Origin of the sequence: Paenibacillus sabuli (assembly GCF_014705605.1) — a bacterium.
Lineage (GTDB): Bacteria > Bacillota > Bacilli > Paenibacillales > Paenibacillaceae > Paenibacillus_D > Paenibacillus_D sabuli.
Map to the genome: position 1 here is coordinate 1 of NZ_JACXIZ010000080.1, position 11,027 is coordinate 11,027.

General features: G+C 65.2%; 10 protein-coding genes. 9 read left to right on the top strand and 1 reads right to left on the bottom strand.

Annotated elements, in window-relative coordinates:
• Positions 1 to 228: 228 nt before the first annotated feature.
• Positions 229 to 1,341, bottom strand: a complete 1,113-nt coding sequence (locus tag IDH44_RS25860; protein ID WP_317890261.1) for a YheC/YheD family endospore coat-associated protein — start codon at positions 1,339 to 1,341, stop codon at positions 229 to 231.
• A gap of 232 nt (positions 1,342 to 1,573) precedes the next feature.
• Between IDH44_RS25860 and IDH44_RS25865 the strand changes: the two genes are divergently transcribed.
• The 9 genes from IDH44_RS25865 to IDH44_RS25905 all read left to right on the top strand — a co-directional run.
• Positions 1,574 to 2,377, top strand: coding sequence for a glycosyltransferase family 2 protein (locus IDH44_RS25865; RefSeq protein WP_190921707.1), 804 nt, complete (start codon positions 1,574 to 1,576; stop codon positions 2,375 to 2,377).
• A gap of 4 nt (positions 2,378 to 2,381) precedes the next feature.
• Entirely contained in the window at positions 2,382 to 3,515 is a 1,134-nt protein-coding gene (locus IDH44_RS25870) for a glycosyltransferase family 2 protein (RefSeq protein WP_223870052.1), read from the top strand.
• A gap of 15 nt (positions 3,516 to 3,530) precedes the next feature.
• Positions 3,531 to 4,256, top strand: a complete 726-nt coding sequence (locus IDH44_RS25875) for a glycosyltransferase family 2 protein (RefSeq protein WP_190921708.1) — start codon at positions 3,531 to 3,533, stop codon at positions 4,254 to 4,256.
• Between the two features lie 31 nt (positions 4,257 to 4,287).
• Complete coding sequence (locus tag IDH44_RS25880) at positions 4,288 to 5,010, top strand: sugar phosphate nucleotidyltransferase (protein ID WP_190921709.1); 723 nt, start codon at positions 4,288 to 4,290, stop codon at positions 5,008 to 5,010.
• The gene (locus IDH44_RS25885; RefSeq protein WP_223870053.1) at positions 5,007 to 6,200 is read left to right on the top strand and encodes a CgeB family protein; all 1,194 of its coding nucleotides are present in this window, start codon (positions 5,007 to 5,009) and stop codon (positions 6,198 to 6,200) included. The genes IDH44_RS25880 and IDH44_RS25885 overlap by 4 nt, the downstream gene beginning before the upstream one ends.
• 43 nt (positions 6,201 to 6,243) lie before the next feature.
• Positions 6,244 to 7,293, top strand: a complete 1,050-nt coding sequence (locus tag IDH44_RS25890; RefSeq protein WP_223870054.1) for a GT-D fold domain-containing protein — start codon at positions 6,244 to 6,246, stop codon at positions 7,291 to 7,293.
• Between the two features lie 26 nt (positions 7,294 to 7,319).
• Complete coding sequence (locus IDH44_RS25895; protein WP_190921710.1) at positions 7,320 to 8,645, top strand: glycosyltransferase family 2 protein; 1,326 nt, start codon at positions 7,320 to 7,322, stop codon at positions 8,643 to 8,645.
• A 64-nt stretch (positions 8,646 to 8,709) separates the two neighbouring features.
• The gene (locus IDH44_RS25900) at positions 8,710 to 8,985 is read left to right on the top strand and encodes a hypothetical protein (RefSeq protein ID WP_190921711.1); all 276 of its coding nucleotides are present in this window, start codon (positions 8,710 to 8,712) and stop codon (positions 8,983 to 8,985) included.
• A 402-nt stretch (positions 8,986 to 9,387) separates the two neighbouring features.
• Positions 9,388 to 11,027 (top strand): glycosyltransferase family 4 protein (locus IDH44_RS25905; RefSeq protein WP_190921712.1); only part of this gene is annotated, 1,640 nt, incomplete at its 3' end.

The window sequence follows — 11,027 nt, forward strand, 5'->3', positions numbered from 1 at the left end:
CTCCGCACCCGCGCGGCCGCCTCGGGGTCCTGGCGCCTGGGGGCTCCGCACCCGCGCGGTCGCCCCGGCGCCCCGGCGCCTGGCGGCTTGCACCCGTGCCGGCGCCCCTGGGGCGCCTCCCTTACTGCACACGCCGGCGCGGATGCCGGGGAGATTACCTGCGCGCAGGCAGGCGCGCAGGCAGGCGCGGATGCATCTGCGGATTGCATCAGGCCGGCCGCGTTCGCCCTACAGGGCGGGGCCTGCCGCTTCGCGGCGCTCGCTCGCCCGCGCGTCCAGCAAGTAGCGGGCGTAGGCGATCGGATTGGCGAAGGTGGCTCTCCATTCTGCGGGCATGCCGCCCTTCTGAAAGCTGTAGCGCTGGTCGCGGCCGTTGCACTCAATGAACATCGGGAAGCCGGTCTCGGTGAGCCCGATATCGAAGCCGACATCGGCGAGGTGGGGCAGGCGGCTGCTCAGATGCTCGGCGGCTCGGAGCGCGAATTGTTCGATGGCGATGCGGGTCTGCTCCAGATCGGCCTCGGCCAGATCGGCCATGACGGCGTCCAGTTGACGTACGGATCCCCCTTGGGCGACGTTGGTCACGAAGGCGTCAGGCGCTGCGACCTTGGCGACGATACCGGTGACCGTCCACGCGCCGTCGCCGGCGCGCTGCACCGAGACGCGCAGGTCGAACGGCCGTCCGCTCAGCAGGGCGAGCGGCAGTCGCTGCTGCACGACGTAGCGACGCGCCTGCAGCTTGCGCATGAGCGACAGCGGCAGCTCCGCACCGATCCGATGCCGCACCAGCCTGCCCTTATTGCGCCAGGTGAGCGCCCATTCCCCCTCATCCTCCCGCTCGAGCTTCATCACGCCGCGGCCGATGCTGCTGCTGGCGGGCTTGAGAATGAGGGAGTCGTACCGGTCCATCATGCCGCGCAGGTGGTCGGGCGCGAGCGCCTCGGTCGCCGGCAGATGCGGACGCAGCGCCTCGTTTTCCATCATGATCTGATGGATGAGCAGCTTGCTGTGCCGATTCCAGCCGTTGAAGACGAGGCGGCCGCTGCGCTCGAGACGGGACAGCTTGTGTCTGGCCTTACGGGTGAAGTAGATGGCGCGATTGTGAATGACCTGGGGCACGCGCACCCGTCTCCGTACATAGCGTCCCTCCTGACGTACATACGCACGGACGGTGCCGGCGCGCACCTGAATATCCTTGAGCCGGAAGTAGCAGGGCGTCAGCTGCTGCGCGGCTCCGGCTTCCTCATACCAGCCCAGCGCCTCGTGGCCGGTGGCGCCGCGTGGTATCCCTCGATACAGCGAATCGTTGACCAGAATCCCCACATATTCAGTTGCGTTCACTTGCATTGCTCCTCTCCCAGATAAGCTGCGTCGTCAGGAAGGACGGCGCCGACTGCTTCTCTTTCTTCTACAGTATGAGCGCCGCGTCTCCCATGCATGGACACATGGTACAGGCCACCTGTCTATATTTCTTGGCGTGCGCGGGACGAATGCCGTTGCGTCCAGGGGACCCGTACATACAATGAGGTAGCAACGACACTCCCACTACACCAACCGACAGGCAGGTGAAACCATGCCAAAACGCAGGGGGGCGAAGCTGCGCAAACGAGCCGGGAAGCCTTCGCGCCCGATTCGCAACGCGGAATTCCCGGAAGTATCGGTCATTATCCCGGCGATGAACGAACGCCGGGCGATCGCAGCCGTCATCGCCGAAGCGGCGCGCGTCCACCCCAGCACCGAGGTGATCGTGGTGGCCAACGGCTCGACCGACGGCACGGCGCAGGCCGCACGCCGCATGGGGGCCCGGGTGCTGAGCTACGATGAGGCGCTTGGCCATGATGTCGGTCGCAGCATCGGTGCGCGCGAGGCGAAGGGACGCGTCCTGCTCTTCACGGACGCCGATATTGTCATCCCCGCACGCGATCTGCAGCCGCTCGTTCACGCGGTCGCCTCGGGCGGAGCGGATATCGCGCTGAATACGTATTTGGGCCCGGTGGCGAAGGCGCAGGTGCACAGCGTCATTCTGGCGAAGCACGCACTCAATATTTTTGCCGGGCGCGCCGATCTCAAGGGCGCCTCGATGACGACGATCCCGCATGCGATCAGCCGCGGCGCTCGCGATGCGATCGGCTGCGACCACCTCGCCGTGCCGCCGCTGGCGCAGGCCATCGCGCTGCAGCAGGGACTCGTCGTGCGCGGCATCCATTATGTCGAGGTCGGACGGCGCAATCGCAGACGGAGGCGCGGCAAGACGAAGGATCCGCTGGAGCGGCTCATCGTCGGCGATCATCTGGAGGCGCTGGACTGGACGATCGACCGGGTCGGTCCGCGCGGCGGCCGTGCGGATGCGAGCCGCAGCCGGGAACTAGTGAGGTGATGAGATGAGACGAAGACGGACCGCACGGCGCCGCGCGGCCTCCAGAAGGCCGATCCGCGCCAGGCGGAGCAGCCGCCAAAAAAGAGCGGGTCCCTCCCGTACGCTGCGCGGTCGACGCAGACTCCGCCGGTCTGCGCCGGCTCGCGAGCCCAATGCCGCACACCAGCTCCAGCTCGCATACGCCGCCGGTCGGCAGGCGGGAGCGGCGCTGACCGGCGACCAGCTACGCCACACGCCGGACGAGGACGTGCGCCAGCAGCTCCATGCAGGCTGGAGCGCCTGGTACGCCTCGGCGCGCACGATGTCATGGCCGCTCTATCGGCAGGCCGAGGCTCGCTATCTCGCAGGCTGTGCCGAGACATCGGGGCTGCCGATCGGAGACTGGGTCATGCTGCCGACGGAGCAGCGGGTCGGCGCCGTGGTGACGGTGATGAATGAGCAAGAGACGATCGGCGGTGTGCTCGCAGAGCTGCAGCGGCTCCCGCTGACGGAGCTGATCGTGGTGATCAACGGCTCGCGCGATGCCAGCTACGACATCGTACGGTCGCAGACCGACGCCACCATCGTGCACACGCATGCGCCGCTCGGTCACGATGTCGGACGGGCGCTGGGCGCCAAGCTGGCGCGTGCGGATGTCGTGCTGTTCCTTGACGGCGACATTCCGGTGAAGGCCGAGGAGCTGGTGCCCTTTGCACTGACGGCGGCGCAGGGCAGCGATATCGTGCTCAACGATATCTCGCCGTATGTGGGCCGCTTCGAGGACCGCGACGCGGTTACGATGGTCAAGGAGTTCGTCAATCGGGTGATGGGCAGAGGCGATCTGGGCATCAACTCGCTGACGGCCGTGCCGCATGCCATGCGAAGCGAGGCGATCGCGCGCATCGGACATCCGCATCTGGCCGTGCCGCCCAAGGCGCAGGTACTGGCGATGCTGCACGGGCTCGTCATCCGGGCTGCGGCCAGCGTCGACGTCATCGCCGGCAATCGGACCCGCGCAATGAATACCGGCCAGCACAACCCGGTAGCGGAGCTGATCGTCGGCGACCATCTCGAGGCGCTCCATGAAGCGTTGACCGCGCAAGGCAAGCGGATGGCCTTCCCCGATCCCTATCGCCGCAGAGTGATGACCATGGCTTAGCGACAGGAGGCGCGCATGAACAAAACGAGCATCATCATCCCCACCTACAACGGCGGCGCGCTGCTGCGCGAATGCATCGCTTCCATCCGGGCGCATACGCCGCAGCCGCACGAGATCATCGTCGTGGACAACGGCTCCGTCGACGGCACCGCGCACTTGTGCAGACAAGAAGAGGTCACCTTCATCTCGCTGGCGCACAATGCCGGATTCCCCGCGGCCTGCAATTGCGGCCTGCAATTGGCCTCGGGCGACGCGCTCGTGCTGCTCAACAACGACGTCCTGGTCACCCGCAACTGGCTGAACAATATGCTGGCCTGCCTGTCCAGCAGCGGCGACATCGGCCTCGTCGGTCCGATGACGAACTACGCCAGCGGCCGGCAGCAGCTGGATGAGCCGTTCACCCATGTGGAGGATATGGCGGCCCGGCACAATGACCCCGATCCGTCCAAATGGCGGGAGAGCACCCGAATCGTCGGGCTGTGCATGCTGTTCAAGCGCGAGTTGATGGAGCGAATCGGACTGCTCGACGAGCGATTCTCACCCGGCCATTATGAGGACGACGATTATTGCTGGCGAGCCAGAATGGCCGGATACCGCTGCGTGATCGCCGGCGACGTGTTCGTATTCCATCACGGCAGCGCCAGCTTCGGCCAGCAGGCCGAAGCCGAGCTGCAGCAGCTGATCGCCGTCAATCGCGACAAATTCATTGCCAAATGGGGCGCCGCTCCGCCTGCGGAGTAGCGCGATCCGGGAAGGAAAGGAGGAGTGCGGCATGAAAGGCATCCTGTTGGCCGGCGGTACCGGAAGCCGGCTCGACCCGCTCACCCGGGTCGTCAACAAGCATCTATTGCCCGTCGGCCAAAAGCCGATGATCTGCCACAACATCGTCAAGCTCAAGGAGGCGGGGATCGAGGAGATCGCGCTCGTCATCACGCCGCCGTCCGCCTCGCTCTATGCCGGACTGCTCGGCAGCGGCAGCGAGTGGGGCGTAAGGCTGACCTACTACATGCAGGACAAAGCGGGCGGAATCGCGCAGGCGCTGCAGCTCACGCGGCCGATGGTCCGCAGCGGCGAAAAATTCGTCGTCATCCTCGGCGACAACCTGTTCGAGGATAAGCTCGCTCCTCATGCGCAGGCCTACGAGGCGCAGGCCACAGGCGCGCGCGTGCTGCTCAAGCAGGTCGAGGATGCGCGCCGCTACGGCGTGCCGGAGCTGCAAGGCGGACACATCGTCTCCATCGAGGAGAAGCCGAAGCGCCCAAAATCGAACTACTGCATCACCGGCATCTATATGTACGACGCGTCGGTGTATGACATCATTGGCGGAATCAAGCCGTCCGCCAGGGGGGAGTTGGAGATTACGGACGTGAATAACGTATACGCCGCCAGAGGCGAGCTGGAATACGACGTGCTGAAAGGCTGGTGGACCGACGCGGGGACCTTCCGTTCGCTGCTGGAGGCCGGCAGCCGACTGATGGGCGGAGATGAGCGATGAGAAGACGGCATAAGCAAAGGAACCGAGCCGGCGCCGCGCGGAAGCATGCCATGCGCGAAGCGCGCGAGCGCGGCCGCGCCGACGGCGCGGCCAAGGGCCGCGAGGACGGCTATCGCGCCGCGCTGCATGAGCTGGCGATGCGGCAACTGGCGGTGCGGCAGGAGCCGCAGCCGGGCGAGGCGCCGCGCAGGCCGCTGCGGCTGATCTATGTCACCGCGGGGATCGACGTCCCCTACCCGGCGCTGGATCAGGCGATTATCGACGGATTCACCGGCCTAATCGACGAGTTGCATATCGCACGCCCGTCCGATGATGTTGCGAAGCTGGCCGACGAGGTGCGGCCTGATCTGGTGCTCGTGCTCAACGGCGGCGTGCTGCCGGCCGATCAGGTCGCGCGCATGCGGGAGGCCGGGCACACGACCGCGGTCTGGTTCACGGACGATCCGTACTACACGGACTGGACGGTCGAGATTGCGCCGCGCTTCGATTATGTGTTCACGCTGGAGATCAATTGCGTGCCGTTCTATCAGGAGCATGGCTGTGCCAATGTGCACTACATGCCGTTTGCGGCCGATCCGGCGATTTTTCGTCCTCAGCGCGCCTCGTCCAAGTATCTCACGGACATCTGCTTCATCGGGACGGCCTTCTGGAATCGGGTCGAGATGATCGACCGGCTCGCGCCGATGCTCGCGCGCCGCAATGTCGTCATCTCCGGATGGTGGTGGGACCGGCTGCGCAACTATGGCAAGCTCGCCGACAAAATCAAGCTGGGCGACTGGATGACGCCGCAGGAGACGGCGCAGTATTACAACGGCGCCAAGATCGTCATCAACCTCCACCGCAGCATCGACGACGACACGATCAATGTCAACAGCCACAAAATTGCAGCCCATTCGGCCAATCCGCGCACCTTTGAGATTGCGTGCTCCGGTGCGATGCAACTGTCCGATATGCGTCCGGATCTGCCCAGTCTTTATACCCCGGACGAGGAGATCGCGACCTACGGCTCCTATGAGGAGCTGGCGGAAAAAATCGAGTACTACCTGACGCACGAGGAAGAGCGGCAGCGCATCGCGACGGGAGGCTTCACGCGGACAATGCGCGACCACACGTACAAGAGCAGGCTGCAGTCGCTGCTCGGCATCGTCTTCCCGGAGCTGCAGGTCCAGCAGCAAGCGTCCGGCGGTTGAGCCGTCAGGGTGCCGGAGGCGGTCATCAGCATGAGATGAGGTGATGAACATTTCACGGCAAGTAAAAAAACGGAAACGGACGAAAAAAATGAGGCTGCGCCGGCGCTATCCGCGCAGGCTGCGAAAAAGAACGGTCGTCCGCGGCCGACGAGCCGAAGCGGAATCGCCCCACACCGAGATCGACAGCGCCTACAATCGCGGCTACGATACCGGCTACGACGCCGCGCTGCTCAAGGGCGCTTCGCCGCCGCCGCCGGAGACGGTCGTCGATGAGAAGGCGGTGGCGGACAGCTATGCCCGCGGTCTGTACGACGGCGGCGAGGGACTCGTCGATGCGGCGCTCGGCGAGCTGGAGGTGCTGCCCGACCTGTCGGCCCGGGAGATCGTAGCGGCCGGGGTGGCGCAGCTGCGCGACAAGATGGTGCGGCTATGGGGCGGACAGGAGGTGCTGGACGCACTGAACGGCGCGCTCGACGCCGGTCAGCCGTTATCTGTGGTGCGCCTGGGCGACGGCGAGCTGCTGACGCTGGCGCAGGATGTCGTCATGGCGCAGGAGGAGGTCGCCGAGCAGGGGCATTTCCTCGGATACGCCGGCGTGCGTCTGCCGGACCCGGAGGCGCGCAATCTCTTGGTGCACGCGGTCCGACATGCCGATATCGTCGGCATTCCCGGCCAGCGCTTGCCCAACTTCCAGCCGCTTGCCTTTGCCGCCTTCCGCGCGCATGGCATCGATTACCGCGAGCTGCGCATGACGCTCTCTACCATTAATTACGTGCTCTATCTCGAGGGTAGGCTTCCCGAGCTGCTGCGCGGACGCCGCATCCTGCTGATCGGCAATGTCGCGCCGGCGCTCGCCGAGGTGCTGCGCGGCCGCGGGCTCGCTGTGAGCGGGGCGGTGGCGCCGGTGCGCGGGATGGACGACGTGCCGCGTGTGATGGAGAGCATCGCGGAGCAGGACTTTGATCTGGCGCTGGTGGCGGCTGGCATCGCCGCGGTCGTGCTCACCCAGCGCATCGCGACCGAGCTGGGCAAGGTGGCGATCGACTTCGGCCATCTCGCCGATGCGCTGGCCAAGGGAGAGGCGGCCTTATGATTCGGCGGACACGGCGGACACGACGGATGCGACGATTGCGGCGATCGCAATCGCGGCCCAAGCTTGATGCCGTCCGCCAGGCCGGACGCCGCCAGGGACGCGAGGCGGGGCTCCAGGAAGGCTATGCGCGCGGGCTGCAGGAGGGCGCAGGGGCATTCGGCCGACCTTTCGAGGGCACGAGCATTGTCATTCCAACCTACAATAAGGTCGACTATCTCAAGGAATGCGTCGCCAGCATCCAGCGGTACACGACCGAGCCCTATGAGCTGATCATTGTCGACAACGCCTCGGAGGACGGCACGGCCGACTACTTGCGCGGCTTGCGCGGGGTACGCTGCCGCATCAACGCGGAGAACCTGGGCTTCGCCGGCTCGGTGAATCAAGGGCTGATGATGGCGCGCGGGACGACGCTGCTCATTCTCAACAACGACATCGTCGTGACGCCGCGCTGGTTGACGAACATGCTGCACTGCTTGCATGCGACCCATGGCATCGTCGGTCCGGTGACGAATTATATCAGCGGCGAGCAGCAGATCGAGACCGGCTACCAGGGGATGGAGGAGATGCAGCAGTTCGCCGAGCGCTACAACCACAGCGATCCTTCGCAGTGGGTCCGTACGGAGCGGCTGATGGGCTTCTGCCTGCTGATGCGGCGTGACGATTTTTTGCGGATCGGTTATTTTGACGAGGGCTACGTCATCGGCAACTGCGAGGACGACGATTATATGATTCGCGCCCGGCTGCACGGCATCGGGCTGGTAAACGCGCGCGACTGCTTCATTCATCACTACGGCAGCGTCAGCATGAAGTCGCTGGAGGGGCGCTTCGACGAGGTGTACGGACGCAATCTCGCTTTTTTCTCGCACAAGTGGAGCGATCCCTCAGGCATGCTCGGGCTGCAGTGGCAGCAGCCGGGGGAGCGGAGCCATACGACGGACGCCGCGCCGACGGCGGTGCTCGTGCGGGGGCTGCACCCGCAGCCGTACTGGATCGAGCACGGGGTCCGGCGGCCGGTGACGGGCGTCTGCGAGACGTCGGGCGTGCGCGTATCGCAGCACGATCTGCGGGCGTGGCCGCGCGGCGAGCCGATCACCGCCGATGAGATGCGTCAGCGTCAGGAGCGGCTGGGCCGGACCTCCGAGCTGAGCGCAGAGGAGCACGGCGTACTGCTGTGCACGCCGGAGGGCGCGGTGTTCCAAGCCAAGAGTGGCCGCATGCATCGCTTCCTCAACGATGCGGCGATCGCCGCATGGGGACTCGAGCACCGGACACAGCTGCCGATCGCCTCGCCGCCGGGGCTGGAGGGCGTCCCGCTGCTGCAGCCGCCGCAGATCAAAGCCGGCAATCTGTGAGTGCGGCGCCGGTGCGTGCAGCACCCGGGGCCAGGCACGTCTTGAATGGGCGGGAGGTGAGAGCATGACCAAGGGCAAGCGGAAAAGCGGCGCCTCCAGGACATCTGCATCGCGTTCGCGGATCAAAAGCAAGGTCGCCGGCCGTAACCGAAAGGGATTGCGAAGAAGCGTCCGTGGCCGCAGGCTGCGCGCGCGGCGCCAACGGACGGCCGTATCCGCCGTCGCTTACAATCAGGCGTATGACGCCGGCTTTGACGAGGCGTACAACGAAGGCTTCGACCAGGGCTACGCCCAAGGCCTGGAGACGGGCCACCAGGAAGCGTATCAGGCGGAAGTATAGGGAAGCCAGGATCAGGTTAAGCGCGAGCGGTTGCTTGCGAACCGCAAAAAAAAGCCCCTGCCCAATCGGCAGGGGCTTTTTTGCGGTTCACGGCTGGACGGCCGGTTGCTCAATGCATGGCTAGTCTGAAATCAGCGACCCCTGGAAATTCTCCGGACCGACGCGAATCGTGCCGAGCAGCCGCGGCGTGTCGACAACGAGAATCGGGATGGCGATCGGGATGGCGGTGCTGGCGTTCAGTCATCTTCTATGCCCGCCTCGGGTTTGCGTACAGTGCTTAAGATGTGCGATCACATAGGTACACGTGACGTGCCGGAGCAAGGTAGCTGTCCATATAGTGTAGGGAGTCGATCCGAGGGAGGTGAACCGGTGCCTTTTTCTTAATGAGAAGGTACGCGTGTCATGTCAAAAAAAAGCGTATTGCTGTTCTCCCACATGAGCGACCCGGCGCGTATTACCGGAGCGGAAAAAATGCTTCTCTTTGTCGCAAAGGAGCTGGAGACGCGTTATGACATTACGATGATCGTGCCGCAGCACGGCATGCTCTCCAATGAAGCGGAGCGGGCGAGCATCCGAATTTTGGTGCATGATTTCCCGCTTGTCCCCTACCTGCGTCCGCCGGCGGCCGACATGGATGCTCAACTGCGCGCATTCAAGCGGCTCGACGGCTATCGCGAGCTCGTCGGCCTGCTGCATGTGCTGCAACCCGATCTGGTCGTGGCCAACACCATACTGGGGGCGTTGCCGGCCGTAGCGGCCAAAACGATCGGGATTCCGGCGGCCTGGCTGATCACAGAGACGCTTGCGCCGAATGCATATCGTACAGATGCGACCTGGGCGATTGCCCGCGATACCGACTGGATTGTCGGCGTATCGAAGACGGTGCTTGCACCGTTCACAACGGCGTACATGCAGGTCAAGAAGCGTCTGCTTTATCCGTCGTGGCATCCGGAGGCGTTCGATCCGTCCGCTTGGGCGGCTTACCGCGAGCGACTGCGCGCCGCGTACGGCATACGGCAGCACGAGGTTTGGGTCGGCTTTCTGTCTGCCGATCTGACGCCGTTCAAGGGCGTCGATCATTTTGTGCGGATGGCCGATCGGCTGATGTTAGGCGCACCCCATGCCAAATTCGTCGTCGCTGGTACTCCGATCGACCCGGACTACCTGCAAGAATGCCGGCGGCTCGCAGCAGCTGCTCATGATCCAAAACGTATCCAGTTCCTGCCGTTCACCAGCGCGATTGAATCGTTCTACCCGGCACTGGATCTGCTGGTCGTACCCAGCCTGGTCGAGGAGGGCTTTGCCCTGACCGCGCTGGAGGGCATGCTGTTCGGCAAGCCGGTCGTGGCCTATGCTTCCGGGGGGCTGAACGAAGTGCTGGGCATGACGGGCAATGCCGGCCTGCTCGCGAGGCCGGGAGACGTGGAGGAGCTGGCTTGCCTGACGGCGGGACTGATCGCCGATCCGCAGGCCAGAGCTGCGGCTGGCGCCCGCAATCTGGAGGCGTCGTCAAGGGTCTTTGGGATTGCTTCGTTCCGCTCCAGGCTCAATGAATGGCTGCGCGAAGCGGACGCGGCGATGGATGCGATGGCGCGGTATGATGCTGCGAGCGCTCGCCCTTATCCCGACGGCTCCGTGCTCGAGGGCGCGGAATCCGGCGGCATATTCTGGATCGAGGACGGCGTGAAGCGTCCGATCGCCAATCTGGAGTCGCTGCAGGCGTACACCTCGGGGCCGCATCCGCTGCAAAAAATACACGATTCGCTCCTGCGGCTGTATCCGACAGGCCCGACTGCTCCTGCGGGAATGGTGGCGGAGGAAGCAGCCGATGTCCCGGTCGCTCCGCCGGAGGCGCGGCGCGCGGCCGATCCGCCTCCGGCGGAGCCTGCACTACCGGAGGCCGCGCCAATCGAAGCTGCCGCTCCCGCAGCCCGAAAAAAACACCGCCGTCGCCGCCGTGTGCGCGGCGCGCGCAAGGGGCGTGGGCGGGCCGGGCGGCGCGGCGGCAAGCGACGCAGCGGCCGAGGACGGAGGCGCGGCAC